Below are 14,619 nucleotides of genomic sequence, written 5' to 3'. Positions count from 1 at the left end.
CACCGCGGGCTCGGTGGTGGGGTGGTGATGACCGCCCGGAACCGATCCGCACGGGTTCGCCCCGTCCACACGGGATCGGACCTCGTGTGAACGACGGAACCCCGTGCGGATCGGGGCGTGCGTCCCAACGCGCACCTGCTCGCGCTCGAGCCGGACGGTTCTCAGCGTCCCCGGTAGGTGGCTCGGCCCGGACCGTCGGCCAGGAACGAACCGACGGCTGCCCGCAGGTCCTCGGTGGCGAACAGGGCCCCGGACAGCCGCGGCGTGATCGCGTCGGCCGCACGCACGCCCTCCCGGACGGCGGTGCCGACGATCTGCTTGGTCGTCGCGTGCGCCGTCGTCGGGCCCGCGGCCAGTGTCCTGGCGAACGTCCGGGCGGCGTCGGCGAACCCGTCGTCGGGGAGCACCCGGTTGACCACGCCCCACTCGCGGAGCGCCTCGGCCGGGAACCGCTCGCCGGTGAGGACGAGTTCCTTGGCCCGGGCCGGTCCGGCGCGCTCGGCGAGCCGCTGCGGACCGCCCATCGAAGGGGTGAGGCCGACGACGATCTCGACCAGCCCGAACGAGGCGCTCTCCGTGGCGAGCAGCAGATCGCAGGCCAGGGACAGCTCGAACGCGGCGGTGAGGGTGAGGCCGTGCGCGGCGGAGACCGTCGGGACCGGGAGGTCCTCGATGCCCTGGGCCAGGCGCATCAACCGGCTCCACAGTGCGGTGCCCTGCCCGACCGGGTCCGGTCCCTCGGCGATCTCGTGGAACGCGTGGACGTCCACCCCACCCGAGACGACCCGGCCGTGTGCCTCGAACAGGACCGCCCGGGCCCGGTCCGGGTTGCCGGGTGCGGTGATCCGGGTGAGTTCGGCGACCGCGTGCTCGAAGCCGGCGAAGACCGACTCGTCGAAGAGGTTGAGCGGGGGGTGATCGAGCACGACGACGGCCAGGTCGCCGTCCCGCTCGACGCGGACCGGGGTGGTGGGGTCGTCACTCATCGGCCGGACGCTACCGGTGATCCACACCTCGTGGCCCGCGGCGCGGCATCGCCGCGGGCGAGTTACCGAGGTGACCGTGCGCGCCGTTGCAGGTTGCGGCCCCTGCTCGCGCGACGGCTCCACGCATCCGGGGGAGCGAGCCCCGTGCCGCTCGTCGGCCGCCTCAGCGGCTCGCCGGATGTGGCGAGTGTGGCGGGACGACGAGGCCATCGCGAACGACGGCGGGCAGCCCGATCGAGGTCGGGCCACGGCCGCACCGCGGGCAGACGGGCCGACTACCGCGCCGCGCAGCGGGCTCGCCGGTGCCGATGCAGCGGCTCAGGGGCTGGGGGACGGGTGCGGGCACGGTGCCCCCTCACTCGGCCGAGCCGGCCGGTCTGTCCGCGACACCGCCCCCTCGACGACGCCGTCGGGCTGCTGGTCGAAGGGTACTACCGAAGGGACGAGGCATGATCCGGTTCAGGTCAGCGCGATCAGCCCGATCGCGGTCGCGGTGGTGAGCAGTCCGGCCACCTGGGCGCGGGTGGGTCGCTCCCCGAGCACGGCGATGGCGAGGAGCACGGGGACGGCCGGGTAGAGGGCGGCCAGCACGGTGGCCACCGCGAGAAGCTGCGCGCGGGTGGCGGCGAGGTAGAGCACGATCGCCACCGAGCCCAGCGCACCGACCAGGGCCGCGGGCGCGACCAGTCGTCGCGGGATCCGCAGGTCGGCACCCGCGGCGCGGGCCATCGGCCAGATGGTCACCGCGGCGGCGAGGCGGGCGAGCAGGATCGGCCAGAGCCCGGCCGCCGGGTCGATCCGGGAGATGGCCAGGAACTGCACGGCGAAGCCGACCCCGGCCAGGAGCCCGTAGCGGGTCCCGGAGGCGGTCCGTCCGGCGCCCGGGGCGCCCGGGGTGCTGCCGCCGGTCGCCGGGTGGCGCGAGACCAGCCACAACGCGGGGGCGGCGAGGGCGATGCCGAGCCAGGCCGCCAGGCCGGGCCGGTCGCCCAGCAGTGCCACTCCGAACAGGACCGGCAGCGCGACCGCGGCGACGTCGCTGAGCGGGACGACCACGCTTATCTGCCCGGTAGCGAGGCCGCGGTAGAGGTAGGCGACCCCGATCCCCGTCCCGACACCGGACAGTGCGCCCCAGCCCAGCGCCACCGCGCTGACATGCGGTGCCGCTGCGAGGGGCAGCTGCCCGTCGAAGGGAGTCCCGGCAAGCGCGACGACGGCGACCAGCACGGTCCCGCCGATCTGGCCGGTCGCGGCGACGCCGTAGCTGTCGGCGCGGCGGGCGAGCAGGCCGGACAGGAAGTGCACCAGCCCGAACGCCAGTGCGGCGGCGAGTGCGAGAAGCTCAGGCATCGAGGCGCGCGTCACCCCTCCGCTCGGCTGGGCGGCCGCGAGCCGCCCAGCCGACCGGGCACCGGGTCTCGGCCTCGGTGCAGCCGTGCCGGTCACAGAGCCGGCACACCAGGTCCCCGTCGCCGATCTGGTCGTGGACAACAGGCAGCAGCCGGTCCAGCAGTCCACCCAGGACCTGTCGCTCGTCGTGCGTCAGGGGTTCGAGCAGGGGAGTGAGCCGGTCCGCGCGCTCGGCGAGCACCTGTCCGGCGGCCCGGCTGCCGTCCGGCGTGAGGTGCACGGTGGTCCGGCGTCCGGACTCGCGGTGGCGCCGAACGAGCCCGCGTGCTTCGAGCGAGTCGACCATGCGCGCGGCCGCCGGCTGGCTGAGCCCGACGTGCCGGCCCAGTTCGCTCACACCCTGCCCGCCGGCCTGCAGCAGGACCGCAAGCGCCGCGGCGCCACTCGTGCTGGTTCCCGACGTGGCCGCCGCGCGGCCGGTCATCATGTCGGCGACCGACAACGCCAGCGCTCCGAGCGTGTTGAGGACATGACGTTCATGCATGAGTCATGCATGCCCGCTGGCAGCTGCAGCCAAACCCACCCGGGTGGCGGCGACGCGGTGCGATGTCGCGGCCGGGGCCCGGTCACCGGCCGGCGCGGGGCACCCGGACTGCGGGCGCCGCCGTGCACCCGGCTGCGGCCGACCCCGAGTCATATCCGGGGCGACCCCGAGGTGGCGGCGCCGGAGGCGGGGCATCGTGGGGCCATGAGAATCGCATTGTTGGTGTTGGCTGGAATCGGCGCGATCGTGGTGCTCACCGGCGTGGTGCTGCCGGTCCTGGGCTGGCTGATCGGGTCACTGGCCTGGCTGGCCGCGGGCGCGCTGCTGATCGGCGGTGGCATCTGGGCCTACCGGCGGTTGTCCGGCTCCCGGTCGCCGTCGCTCGGATCCGGGACGAACGGCGGTCAGCTGCCCTGACACCGATGCCATGAGGCCGGACGTCACCACGTGCACGAGGGGGTGCGTGGTGGCGGGGCACCGCTACGGCGCCGCGGCCGGAACATCCGTCCTGCGGCCCGGGCGTAACCCGGAACGATGCGCCGGTCCGTTCCGCGGAACGCGGGTTGGTGCGTTCCGTGGCCCCAGTCGCGGGCCGGGCTCGGCGACCCGTTGCTGACCCTGGTGATCACGGATCGGGAAACAAGGCGGCCACATCTGGCCGCTCCGCTTCCGGCTCCATGATCTTCCGGCCGGGGGTATGGCCCCGCGGTGCCCATGGTGCGCGTGGGCCACCGTCTGGTCTTCGACTCTGGCGCAGAACGGTGACCGCAGGCAGCCCGGCACGACGTCACGTCGCCGGGGTCGCTCCGACCCGTGACCCCGGCGGGCCCGGCTCGTTGATCAGGTCACCGCGGTGACGGAGCCGGGGAGAGAGGGAGACACGATGCGCGGTCGTCGTAGGCGGGTTCTCGCGGTGGCCGCAGCGGCCCTCGCCGCCACCGTCCTGTACCCGGCGTTGGCCTTCGCCGCGCCGGGCGGCCTCTTCGGTCCCTCCGGCACGACCGTCGTGACGCCGGAAGCGGCGAACCGGTTCGCCGGGACCTTCGACACCGGCCAGGGCGGCCGGGAGTTCACCGAGCGGCTCGGTGCTCCGGCCGACGGCGGAACGGGTGCCCTGGAACTGCGCACCCCCGGTGACGACGACAAGGTCCAGTTCATCACCGACGAGCTCGCCGGCTCGCTGGAGCGGTTCCGGGAAAGCAGTTACCAGTCCCTGCGCGACCCGGCATCCGAGGCGGGCGCGTTCCCGTCGTTCCAGATCGCGATCGATGCCAACGGCGGCGAGCTGGAACCGCGCGACCTGTACCTGCTGACCTTCGTCCCGCCGGCGGGACCGGCCGGCGTCTGGACCCGCTTCGACCTCGGCTCCGCCGGATGGTGCACGACCCACCAGATCGGACGGGTCGACGCCTACCGCGAGTGCCGCGACGGGGGTGCGCGCCGCTCCCTCGACGAGATCATGGACGCCTTCCCGGACGTCTCCGTCTACGCGGCTGGGGTCAACCAGGGCGCTGGCAACGCCGGTCTGGTCGGCGCGGTCGACCTGATCCGGGTCGGGAACCTGACCTACGACTTCGAGCCGTCCGCTGCGCCCTGACCGGTGGCCGCCGCGCCGGCGGCTGGACGGCGTCACGAGCGGACGGCGACCACGGTGCACTGGGCATGGACGACGCAGTTCCGGCCGACCGGACCGATGACCCGGCTCGCGACCTCGCCATGTCCCCGGTGCCCCACCAGCAGGAGGGCCGCGCCCCGGGAGAGCCCTTCCAACACCGATGACGCCGGTCCGGAGGGTATCTCCACCTCGACCGGCGGCATCGGGTCCTCGCGGCCCGTGTGATCGGGTTGTCCCGCTCCTGTCCCCGCAGGCGGGTGAACCAGCTCAACTGGGAGTCCTGCCCCGGTCGGCTCCATGGCCCGCTCTGGTGACCGATCCCGCCCAGCGCCTGGAGGACCTCGGCCGGGCAACCGGGGCGCGAGCAGGTCCGTCGCCACGAGTGACACGAGGGCCACGATGCCACCGAGCACGGCGCCGACCGCGACGTCGTGCGGGAAGTGCGCGCCGGCCAGGACCGGGGAGACCGCCGCGCACGACCCGGCGACCAGCGCGATCATGAGCAGGCCAGGTCGGCGCTGCCGACATGCGGCCAGCGTGACACCGACGGTCAGCGCACCGGCGACCGCGGCGTGGTTGCTGGGCAACGACCAGTCGCCCGGCGCCGCACAGTCCGCCCACCCGGGGAAGGACGGCAGCAGCGGCAGGGCCGGTCGGCCTGCCGCACCTGCTTGGCGGCCTCGGCGGCTCCGCAGACGAGCACCGCCCCGGCCGGCACGGTGACGAGCCTCGTCCGCAGACGTCCCCCGGCGTCGCGCGCGAGGAGAGGCAGCCGCAGCCACGCGGCGAGCATCGCGAGGAGTAGAAGCTCCCCGGCGAGCTGCATCACCGGCCCACACCGGCAGTGGACCGAGCCAGGTAAGCGGGTCGACGAGCAGCTGCGCGCTCGCGTCGGGCACATCCGGAAGCGACACCATGACGGTGAGCGTCCTCAGCGGCGGGGTCGGCCGGATCCGACGATCGGCAGGAACCACCCCGACGATCGGGAACTCGAGTGGCGAGGGCGCAGACCGTGCTATGTCGACTCGGGATCCTGGCCGCGGGCTGAACGTGCTCCGTCCACCGGGAGCACGGCCCCGCTGATAAAGCCGGCCGCGTCGGAGAGGAGGTAGGCGACGGTGTTGGCGACCTCGGCGGGCTGCCCGATCCGGCCGAGTGGGTGGATCTCGGCGATCTCTGCGCGGGTGCGCCGGGCGATGTCGGCGTCCTGCTCGGCGAGGAGCGTCTCGTGGCGGTCGGTTGTGATCGATCCCAGCGCGACGGCGTTCACCCGGATCCCGTCCGGTCCGTGGTCGACCGCTGCGGCGCGGGTCAGCCCCTCGATGGCTGCTTTGGCTGTGGAGTAGGGGAGGGCGCCGCGGACGGCGCGCTGCGCCTGGTGGCTCGAGATGTTCACGATGGCGCCCGCGGTCCGCTCGGCCCGGAATCGACGGACCGCGACGCCCGAGCCCACGAGGACGGGTGCGAGGTTGGCGTTGATCAGCGCGGCGGTCTCGTCGGGTGGGTGGGTGTGCAGGGCCGCGTCACGAAAGATCGCGGCGTTGTTGACCCAGCCGACGAGCCGCCCCATCTCCTCGGCGGTGTCAGCTGCCCGTTCGACCGTGGCCTGGTCGTCGGCCCAACCGGTGACCACTGCGACCCGGGAACCGGCCCCGTGGCCGGTCACCCATGTCGTCGCGGCCGCGTCCTGTTCGAGGACCACGACGGCGTCGCCGTCGGAGAGGAGCTTCTCGGCGATGGCGCGTCCGATCCCGCGGCCTGCGCCGGTGACCACGTGCGCCCGGATCATGCGCTCCATCATGCCGAGTGGCAGTCACCGACACGATGCGGTGGTCCCGTGGCCGGTGGTGGGCACCACCTGGACGTGATCTCGGCACGCGTGTCACTTCAGTGACGCAGGAGCCCGGGCCATGAAGCGTGGGGCAGTCCTGCGGCTCTCGGGTCACCTCCGCTGAGACCGCACCTGGCACCGGGGGCGCGCTGGGTCCGACTCTCGTCACACCAACCAACGAAACGAAGATTCTGTTGGGCGGTGGATAGGTTTAAGAAACCATGAACTGGTTCAGTAGTTAGATATTACTGAACTGGTAGCCTGTTCGTCGTGATGGATACCGCTGTGCGCTGCGGATACAGCCGCTGCCGTGCCGAACTACCGCCTCCCGGACCGCAGGGTGGGCGTCCCCGGTCGTTCTGCCGGGACACCCGCTGGGAGGGCGGTCGGAGCTGCGCGCAGATGGCGCGGGCCGAGCGCGACGCACTCGGGACGCTCGGACTGGACGGTGGAGCCGGCGGGTTCGCACTGGACGCCGACCGGCTCCGCGAGCAGGTCGAGTCCGTCGCCGGCCCGGTCGCCGAGCTGGCCACGGCCCTCGACGCCGTGCAGCGCCGCCTCGACGAGGTGCAGTCCGAGGCCCTGGCCGCGACCGAACAGGCCCGTACCCGCGCGGCGGAGTCCGACCGCGCCCGGCAGGAGGCCGAGGCGGCGCGGGACGCCGCCGTCCGCCGGACCCGGGACGCCGAGTCCACCGCGGCCGACGCGCGCCGCGAGCGTGCCGAGGCCGTCACCCGGGCCGAGGAGGCCGCGGTCTCTGCGCTGGAGGCGACCGAGGCGCTCGGTGCGGCGCGTCAGCAGGCCGCGGACGCCGTCACCGCCCGGGACCGGGCTCTCGACGATGCCCGCGTTGCCCGGGACGAGGCCGCGGCCGCGCACCGGGACCGCGAGCAGGCGCAGCGCGTGGCCGCGCGGGCGGAGCAGGACCGGGACAGCGCCGACGAGCGCGCTGTGGCCCGGGAACGCGAACGCGACGAGGCTCGTACCGAGGCCGCCGGGCTCCGCGACGCCGTCGCCGCCGCTCGCGCCGACGCGGGCACCCAGCGGGACGCGGTCGCGGCCGCCCGGACCGAGTGCGACGAGGTGCGCGCGGCACGGGACGCCCTCGCGGGGGAGCGCGACTCGCTGGGGAAGGAACGGGACACGCTCACGGCCGAGCGCGACTCCCTGCGAACCGAACAGGACACTGCGCGCTCGGAGTGCGAGGTGCTCGCGGCGGAGCGGGACGAGCTGGCCGGCGAACGGGACCGGCTGACGGCCGCGGCCGACGAGGCCGGCCGGTTCCGCGGGGATCTGGAGGCCGCACGGGAGCGGATCCGCGAGCTCGAGACCGCCACCACGACCGATCCCGGCCGGCGCCTGCACCCGGACGACGTCGCCACCCTGGTCGCGGCGCTGCGGGCGGACTGATAGCCGCAGGCTGCGGGCGAACCGGCACCCGCAGCTCTGATCCGCACGGGTTCCCGTCGTTCGCACGAGGTCCGATCCCGTGCGAACGACGGAAACCCGTGCAGCCGCGGCTCCGCCGGCCCTTCAGAGGGGCCACGGCACGGAAGTCCCGGCGCAGCACGTGCGAGTGGTTGCTGGGGACCTTCCGCCGACGACGATCCGCCGCCGCGGCTCCGGGAGCGCGACCGGCTCCGGCGATCAGCCGCGGACGGGGCCGAACCGGAAGGCCGGGTTCGAGCCCGCCGGCGTCGACCGGCCCGCGACGCCGTCGAGGAGGTATGGCGGTGCCGCTCGACCCCGAGGTGCGGACCACGCTCTACCTGGTGTGGCGCTGCGGCGGACCGGCCGGCCCGGCCGCCCGGGCGTTGCTGGACCGGCTGCGGCCCGGGCCCTGACCGCGATACTGACCGCGATCAGGTGCGCGGGACCGACACCAGCACCCGCACCGCCTCGGCGACGGCGGCCCGCCGGGCCACCCGGACCGCGGCGGCGATCGGGCGCAACGCGTCCGAGCGGGCGATCGCCGCCGACGCCGAGAGCGCGCCGCCCGGCTCGTCCCCGGCCGCGGCGACCAGGATCGCGTCCACCTCGTCGGCCTGCTGCAGCACCCGCAACGCCTGCGGCGGCATCCCGTCCGGCCACAACGCCCGCGGCCGTCCGCGCAGTGCTGCCGCGATCTCCTCCCGCACGCCCGGCCGGTGCCGGGCCACGTCCATCTCGGTCAGCGCCGCGGCGGCGGCCCGGACCTGGCTGCGCAGGTCGCGCTCGGCCTCGTTGAGCCCGACGTGCTCGGGCACCGGCCCCGGGTCGGGCACCGCGTACACGCTCCAGCGCAGCACGCCGTCGGCGACCGGGGCCGGGACGACGCCGAACCCGGCGTCGGCGAACAGCACGCCCTCGCCGGTCGTCGTCGCCTCCCGGGAGAACCGTCCCGGCCCGGGCAGCCCGCGGACGTCGCCGGGGGCGGGCAGTACCAGCCGGGCCTGCCCGCGCGGGGCGATCCGGCGGACGGCGGCGAGCAGCATCGTGGTCGAGCTGGGCGGCGCACCGGGACCGGGCAGCCCGGTCAGCTCGGCGGCCTCGGGGTCGGCGGCCGCGACGTCGTGCGCGTCGGACCACGGCGCGAGCGCGTCGAGGACGTCGTCGGGGGCAGCCGCCCCGGCCAGCCAGGCCGAGGCCCACACGGCCAGGGTCGCAGAGGCACAGGACACGCCGGCCAGGCTAACGACGGAGCGCGCCGCACACACCGCCGCCAGGCGAGTGACTCCGCGTACATCTCTCGTCGGCGCTGGGTGATCGCGCCCGGGGGCGCGTGTCGCGTCCCGGTCCGGTCGCGCCGCGCGCCGATACTGGGGGCCATGAGCCGATCCCACGACTACCGCGGAGCCTTCGACGCCGGCGGCACCCGCACCGCGCGGCGCCGGCAGGTGCCCGAGGTCGCGGCGGAGCCCGGCCTGGTCGTCGAGGACCCGGCCAGCGGGTTCTGCGGGGCGGTCGTCGCGATCACCGGCAGCGAGGTCACGCTGGAGGACCGGCACGGCGGACGGCGGATCTTCCCGCTGCGCCCGGCCGCGTTCCTGCACGAGGGCGCGCCGGCCACCCTGGTCCGGCCGGTCGCGGCGCCGGCGGGGCGCACGCTGTCCGCGTCCGGCTCGGTGCACGTGGCGGGCCTGACGGCGCGCACCGCCCGGGCCGCCCGGATCTGGGTCGAAGGCCTGCACGACGCCGCGCTGCTCGAACGCGTCTGGGGGCACGACCTGCGCGTCGAGGGTGTGGTCGTCGAGCCGCTGCACGGCGTGGACGACCTGGCCGCCGCGGTCCGGGACTTCGACCCCGGCCCGCACCGCAGGCTCGGGATCCTGGTCGACCACCTGGTCGACGGCACCAAGGAGGCCCGGCAGGCCCGCGAGGCGTACCGGGCGACCACCGCGGCGCAGCAGCACGTGCTGGTCACCGGGCATCCCTACGTCGATGTCTGGCAGGCGGTGAAGCCCTCGGTGGTCGGGATCCGGGAGTGGCCGACGGTCCCGCGGGGCACCGACTGGAAGACCGGGATCTGCGACCGGCTCGGGTGGGGCGAGCCCGCCGACGGGGCGCGCCGGGTACTCGGCGCGGTCCGCAGCTACCGCGACCTGGAGTCGCCGATGATCGGCGCGGTGGAGCGTCTGATCGACTTCGTGACCGCCGCCGGGGATGCGCCGCAGGGATAACGATCGGCCAACCTTCCGGGTGTCGGTGCCGGCTCGCCGCTGGCCGATGTCCGTTTCTGGCACTCTGTAGCCATGACACCGGCACTGATCTGGCTGCTCGTAGGGGTGGTACTGATCGGCGCCGAATTCGTGTCCGGTGAGCTCTTCCTGGTGATGCTCGGCGGGGGCGCGCTCGCCGCCGCGGGCGGGGCCGCGCTCGGCCTGGAGGTGGTCGGGAGCGCGGGAGTGTTCGCGGTCGTGTCGGTGCTGTTGCTGCTGGCCGCACGGCCGGCCGCGAAACGGAAGCTGCAGGAGCGGATGGGGCCGCTGGAGCGGTACCAGGACCGGTTCGTCGGGTCCGCCGCCGAGGTCGTCCAGCGGGTCGACGGCGGCGGCGGGCAGGTGCGGATCGCCGGGGAGCTGTGGTCGGCCCGCTCGCTCGACGGTGCCGAGGTGCTCGAGGAGGGCGCCACGGCGACCGTGCTGCAGGTGACCGGCGCGGCCGTGCTCGTGACCGGGCGGGGGGAACTGCCGGAGTCCTGAGCTGCAGGACCGCCGGCGATCAGCCCCGGGCATTCCGGGGCGGACGTGAGCGCCGGTACTCCGGCGCGGTTGGAGGGGAGACCGGATGGATGCCGGTGTGATCATCGCGATCGTCCTGCTCGTGCTGGTGGTGACGATCGTCGCGAAGTCGATCGTGATCGTGCCGCAGGAGTGGGCGTACATCATCGAGCGGCTGGGCCGTTTCCACAGTGTCCGGGAGGGCGGCCCGGCGATCCTGGTGCCGTTCGTGGACCGCACCCGGGAGCGGGTGGACCTGCGCGAGCAGGTCGTGTCGTTCCCGCCGCAGCCGGTCATCACCCAGGACAACCTGACCGTCAACATCGACACGGTCGTCTACTTCAAGGTCAACGACGCGAAGGCCGCGGTGTACGAGATCGCGAACTTCGTCGCCGGTGTCGAGCAGATCACCACCACGACGCTGCGGAACGTGGTCGGCGGCATGACCCTGGAGCAGACGCTGACCTCGCGGGACCGGATCAACACCGCGCTGCGCGGCGAGCTGGACGAAGCGACCGAGCGCTGGGGCATCCGGGTCGCCCGGGTCGAGATCAAGGCGATCGACCCGCCGCCGTCCATCCAGAACTCGATGGAACAGCAGATGAAGGCCGACCGCGAGAAGCGGGCCATGATCCTCACCGCGGAGGGTCAGCGGGAGTCGGCCATCCGCAGCGCCGAGGGCCAGAAGCAGTCGCAGATCCTCACCGCGGAGGGCTCCAAGCAGGCGGCCATCCTGGGCGCCGAGGCGGAGCGCCAGGGCGAGATCCTGCGCGCGCAGGGTCGCCGGGCCGCCCAGTACCTCGAGGCGCAGGGTGAGGCGAAGGCGATCGAGAAGAAGTTCGCCGCGATCAAGGCCGGCAAGCCCACCCCGGAGCTGCTGGCCTACCAGTACCTGCAGACGCTGCCGGAGATGGCGCAGGGCGAGGCGAACAAGGTCTGGATGGTGCCCTCGGACTTCGGCAAGGCCCTGGAGGGCTTCACCCGGATGCTCGGGGCGCCCGGCGAGGACGGCGTGTTCCGCTTCGCCCCGAGCGCCGACGACGGGCCGGCCTCGAAGCCCGCCGAGGACGAGGAGGCGGTCAAGGACTGGTTCGACGTCTCCACTGACCCGGAGATCGCCCGGCAGGTGGCCGAGGCGACCGCGGCCGCACAGGCGGAGGTCCCGCAGGTGGGCGAGCGTTCCGGCGCGGCCGGCCGCGCCGGTAACGGCGGACCCGCCTCGCAGATCGAGGCGTCCCCCGACGCGGCCGCCCGGGACTCGCGCGGCTGAGGCGGGCACCCCGGGTACTCGTGGGGCCGCGGTGCTCCGGCCACGGCACCGGGGCTCCACGAGCGCCCATCAGGCCAGGACGAAGCCGTAAGGGAGCTCCAGGCGGTGCCTGGCCAGCAGGTCGGCGTCGGCCAGCAGGTCGCGGGTCGTGCCGTCCGCGACGACCGTGCCGCCGTCGAGCACCACGCCGCGCGGACACAGCTGCAGCGCGTAGGGCAGGTCGTGGGTGACCATCAGCATCGTCCGGTCCAGCCCCAGCAGCACCTCGGCGAGCTCCCGGCGGGCCACCGGGTCCAGGTTCGACGACGGCTCGTCGAGCACCAGGATCTCCGGGTCGCAGGCCAGCACGGTGGCCAGCGCGACCCGTCGGCGCTGCCCGCCGGACAGGTGCAGCGGGGAGCGGTGGAGGAGCTCGGCCATCCCGACCGCGTGCAGGGCCTGCTGCACCCGCTCGCGCAGCTGCGCACCGCGCAGCCCGAAGTTGGCCGGGCCGAACGCGACGTCCTCGCCGACGGTCGGCATGAACAGCTGGTCGTCCGGGTCCTGGAAGACGATCCCGACCCGGCGCCGGATCTCCTGCAGGTGCGGCTTCGCGACGGGCAGGCCGCCCACCTCGACCGAGCCCTCGGACCCGTACGCGGCGCCGTTGCCCGGCCCTCCGGCGCCGAGGATGCCGTTCAGGTGCAGCACCAGGGTGGTCTTGCCCGCGCCGTTCGGGCCGAGCAGCGCGACCCGCTCGCCGGGTGCGATCGCCAGGTCGATCCCGTAGAGCGCCTGGTGCCCGTCCGGGTAGGCGTAGGCCAGGTCGGTGATCCGCAGCGCGGGAGCGCTCACCCGAGCACCCACCCCGAGCCCGCCAGCAGCACCGCGACGGCGGCAGCGGACAGGCCGGTGACCCACTGCCGCGCCGTCGTCGGGGTGTCGCCGGTGGGCGGCATCGTCCCGGTCCAGCCGCGGGACAGCATCGCCAGGTGCACCCGCTCGCCGCGTTCGTAGGCCCGCACGAACAGCGCGCCGACCCCGCGGGCGGTGGCCGCCGCCTGCCAGAGGAACCGCGGGTCGTGCCCGCGGGAGATCCGGGACAGCCGCATCCGCCGGGCCTCGGCGGCGATCACCCCGGCGTATCGCAGCATCAGCGTCGCGATCGTGGTGACGATCCCCGGGGCGTGCAGCCGCTGCAGCCCGACGAGCAGGTCGCGCATCGGCGTCGTCGCGGCGAGGGTGAGCGAGGTCAGGACGCCGAGGGTGCCCTTGACCAGGATGTTCCACGCCCCGAGCAGCCCCGGTTCGGACAGCGTGAGCCCGAGCCAGGCCACGGTCGGCTCGGGCCCGGTGAACGGCAGCAGCACCGCCAGCATGACGAACGGTAGCTCGATCACCGACCGGCGCAGGATCCAGCCGGGCCGGATCCCGGCCACCACCCACACCGCGGCGAGCAGCAGCGCGAATCCGCCGAACACGGCGAACGCCTCCCGCGGGGTGGCGACCACGGCGGCCACGACCAGGAATGCCGAGACGACCTTGACCTCGGGGGGCAGCCGGTGCACGGGGGAGTCGTGGTCCAGATGCAGCGCCTGCTCCGCACCCGCACCGTGGTGGTGCCCCGCGCCCACTACTCCCTCCGCCTGCCCAGCAGCAGGAACACCCCGCCGGCCACGGCCAGGGTCACCGCGACGCCGATCACCCCGGCGACGCCGCCGGTGCCGTCCGTGTCACCGAGCGCGTAGTCGGCCAGCGGGCTCGCCCCGAGCGCGTGCTCGCCCTCGTTCTGCGCGATGCAGGTCCCCTGCAGATCCTCCTCGCCCCGCGCGTTCTCGACGACCGTGCAGCCGTCCAGCGCGACCGTGTCCAGCCCGTCCGGGTCGCCGGAGGCGAGGTAGGAGATCAGGCCGGCGATCAGCAGGCTGACCACACCGAACCCGACGAAGAACAGCAACGGGCGTCGCCCGGCGCGGGTGGCGCTCATCGGGTGGCCTCCGGGGCGTCGGTGCGGCGGGCGAGCGGGATCGCGGTGCCGCGCAGCAGGTGGACCAGGTCCGGACGGGTCGCGGCGACCGCACCGACGGTCGCCGCGGTGATCACGCCCTCGCCGATCCCGATCAGTACGTGCAGGCCGACCATCAACGCGAACACCGTACCGAGCGCGGCGCCACCGGCTCCGCCGACCGCGTACTGCAGGACGAAGCCGAGAGACGCGACCACGGTGTTGACCAGCGCCGCGACGAACGCGACGCCGACCAGGCCGGCGCGCGAGCGGACCGCGAGCCGGCGCAGCGACCGGGCCACCGCCCAGCCGACCAGCACGCCGATCACCGCCATGTTGGTGATGTTGGTGCCGAGCGCGGTGATCCCGCCGTCGGCGAACAGCAGGCTCTGGACGACGAGCACGATCGCGATGCTGATCATGCCGACCCACGGCCCGACCAGGATCGCCACCAGGGCGCCGCCGAGCAGGTGGCCGCTGGCACCGGGCAGGATCGGGAAGTTGATCATTTGCACGGCGAACACGAACGCCGTCACCAGGCCGGCCATCGGGGCGGTCCGGTCGTCTAGGTCGGCGCGGGCGCGCAGCACCGCCACCGCGAGCGCGGCCACCGCCGCCGCACCGAACAACAGCGCCGTCGGGCCGTTCACCAGTCCGTCGCTCATGTGCATGGCGACCGCATCCGTGTGCATGGGCACCCCCCGCGACATCGTCGGGCCGGGCCACCCGCCCGGGTGCGGACAGTCAACGCCACTTCGAGGCTCTCGCCAAGTGCTGGCAGGAGATGCGGAGCCCGACTGTCCGGAAAGTCCCGTTCGGGCCCGTCCGTTCGGATGGTCG

The 14,619-nt window shown here is 74.3% G+C and carries 16 protein-coding genes; 6 read left to right on the top strand and 10 right to left on the bottom strand.

The window, feature by feature from the left end:
- Nucleotides 1-161: 161 nt before the first annotated feature.
- The 3 genes from ACLFMI_RS17290 to ACLFMI_RS17280 form a co-directional block, all read right to left on the bottom strand.
- Nucleotides 162-986: an enoyl-CoA hydratase/isomerase family protein gene (locus tag ACLFMI_RS17290; protein ID WP_410948908.1), complete on the bottom strand. Its 825-nt coding sequence runs from the start codon at nt 984-986 to the stop codon at nt 162-164.
- A gap of 459 nt (nt 987-1,445) precedes the next feature.
- Nucleotides 1,446-2,336 (bottom strand): EamA family transporter, encoded by an 891-nt coding sequence (locus tag ACLFMI_RS17285; RefSeq protein ID WP_410948907.1) that lies wholly within the window; start codon nt 2,334-2,336, stop codon nt 1,446-1,448.
- Nucleotides 2,329-2,880: a MarR family winged helix-turn-helix transcriptional regulator gene (locus ACLFMI_RS17280; RefSeq protein WP_410948906.1), complete on the bottom strand. Its 552-nt coding sequence runs from the start codon at nt 2,878-2,880 to the stop codon at nt 2,329-2,331. The genes ACLFMI_RS17285 and ACLFMI_RS17280 overlap by 8 nt, the downstream gene beginning before the upstream one ends.
- Nucleotides 2,881-3,084: 204 nt before the next feature.
- Between ACLFMI_RS17280 and ACLFMI_RS17275 the strand changes: the two genes are divergently transcribed.
- Both ACLFMI_RS17275 and ACLFMI_RS17270 read left to right on the top strand, forming a co-directional pair.
- A complete protein-coding gene (locus ACLFMI_RS17275) occupies nt 3,085-3,297 on the top strand; it encodes a hypothetical protein (protein WP_410948905.1) in 213 nt (70 codons plus the stop codon).
- A gap of 496 nt (nt 3,298-3,793) precedes the next feature.
- Complete coding sequence (locus ACLFMI_RS17270; RefSeq protein ID WP_410948904.1) at nt 3,794-4,477, top strand: hypothetical protein; 684 nt, start codon at nt 3,794-3,796, stop codon at nt 4,475-4,477.
- A gap of 32 nt (nt 4,478-4,509) precedes the next feature.
- Here the strand turns inward: ACLFMI_RS17270 and ACLFMI_RS17265 are convergent, their stop codons facing one another.
- Together ACLFMI_RS17265 and ACLFMI_RS17260 are read right to left on the bottom strand one after the other, a co-directional pair.
- Nucleotides 4,510-5,412, bottom strand: coding sequence for a phosphatase PAP2 family protein (locus ACLFMI_RS17265; protein ID WP_410948903.1), 903 nt, complete (start codon nt 5,410-5,412; stop codon nt 4,510-4,512).
- Nucleotides 5,413-5,510: 98 nt separating this feature from the next.
- Nucleotides 5,511-6,284 carry an SDR family NAD(P)-dependent oxidoreductase gene (locus ACLFMI_RS17260; protein ID WP_410948902.1) on the bottom strand — a complete coding sequence of 258 codons (774 nt, stop codon included), beginning with the start codon at nt 6,282-6,284 and terminating at the stop codon, nt 5,511-5,513.
- A gap of 444 nt (nt 6,285-6,728) precedes the next feature.
- On the opposite strand from ACLFMI_RS17260, the gene ACLFMI_RS17255 reads away from it, so the two are divergent.
- Nucleotides 6,729-7,736, top strand: a complete 1,008-nt coding sequence (locus tag ACLFMI_RS17255) for a coiled-coil domain-containing protein (RefSeq protein ID WP_410948901.1) — start codon at nt 6,729-6,731, stop codon at nt 7,734-7,736.
- Between the two features lie 452 nt (nt 7,737-8,188).
- On the opposite strand, the gene ACLFMI_RS17250 is transcribed toward ACLFMI_RS17255, so the two are convergent.
- The gene (locus tag ACLFMI_RS17250) at nt 8,189-8,986 is read right to left on the bottom strand and encodes a hypothetical protein (protein ID WP_410948900.1); all 798 of its coding nucleotides are present in this window, start codon (nt 8,984-8,986) and stop codon (nt 8,189-8,191) included.
- Nucleotides 8,987-9,133: 147 nt separating this feature from the next.
- Here ACLFMI_RS17250 and ACLFMI_RS17245 point away from each other — a divergent pair, with 147 nt between their 5' ends.
- From ACLFMI_RS17245 to ACLFMI_RS17235, 3 genes are all read left to right on the top strand, one after another.
- On the top strand, nt 9,134-9,985 hold the full coding sequence (locus tag ACLFMI_RS17245) for a DUF3097 domain-containing protein (protein ID WP_410948899.1): 852 nt from the start codon (nt 9,134-9,136) through the stop codon (nt 9,983-9,985).
- Nucleotides 9,986-10,057: 72 nt separating this feature from the next.
- A complete protein-coding gene (locus ACLFMI_RS17240; protein ID WP_410948898.1) occupies nt 10,058-10,507 on the top strand; it encodes an NfeD family protein in 450 nt (149 codons plus the stop codon).
- Between the two features lie 85 nt (nt 10,508-10,592).
- The gene (locus tag ACLFMI_RS17235) at nt 10,593-11,795 is read left to right on the top strand and encodes an SPFH domain-containing protein (RefSeq protein WP_410948897.1); all 1,203 of its coding nucleotides are present in this window, start codon (nt 10,593-10,595) and stop codon (nt 11,793-11,795) included.
- A gap of 69 nt (nt 11,796-11,864) precedes the next feature.
- Here ACLFMI_RS17235 and ACLFMI_RS17230 read toward each other — a convergent pair whose 3' ends face one another.
- The 4 genes from ACLFMI_RS17230 to ACLFMI_RS17215 are packed head-to-tail and all read right to left on the bottom strand — an operon-like array spanning nt 11,865 to nt 14,471.
- The gene (locus ACLFMI_RS17230) at nt 11,865-12,629 is read right to left on the bottom strand and encodes an energy-coupling factor ABC transporter ATP-binding protein (protein WP_410948896.1); all 765 of its coding nucleotides are present in this window, start codon (nt 12,627-12,629) and stop codon (nt 11,865-11,867) included.
- On the bottom strand, nt 12,626-13,408 hold the full coding sequence (gene cbiQ / locus ACLFMI_RS17225) for a cobalt ECF transporter T component CbiQ (protein WP_410948895.1): 783 nt from the start codon (nt 13,406-13,408) through the stop codon (nt 12,626-12,628). Before cbiQ ends, ACLFMI_RS17230 begins: the two co-directional genes overlap by 4 nt.
- Nucleotides 13,408-13,761, bottom strand: coding sequence for a PDGLE domain-containing protein (locus ACLFMI_RS17220; protein ID WP_410948894.1), 354 nt, complete (start codon nt 13,759-13,761; stop codon nt 13,408-13,410). The genes cbiQ and ACLFMI_RS17220 overlap by 1 nt, the downstream gene beginning before the upstream one ends.
- Nucleotides 13,758-14,471, bottom strand: coding sequence for an energy-coupling factor ABC transporter permease (locus ACLFMI_RS17215; RefSeq protein ID WP_410948893.1), 714 nt, complete (start codon nt 14,469-14,471; stop codon nt 13,758-13,760). The genes ACLFMI_RS17220 and ACLFMI_RS17215 overlap by 4 nt, the downstream gene beginning before the upstream one ends.
- Nucleotides 14,472-14,619: the final 148 nt, after the last annotated feature.

The sequence above is a fragment of the Pseudonocardia nantongensis genome, from assembly GCF_046546495.1.
Classification (GTDB): Bacteria; Actinomycetota; Actinomycetes; order Mycobacteriales; family Pseudonocardiaceae; genus Pseudonocardia; species Pseudonocardia nantongensis.
Note: the sequence above shows the minus strand (reverse complement) of the source record. Positions and strands in the feature narration are given on the sequence as shown.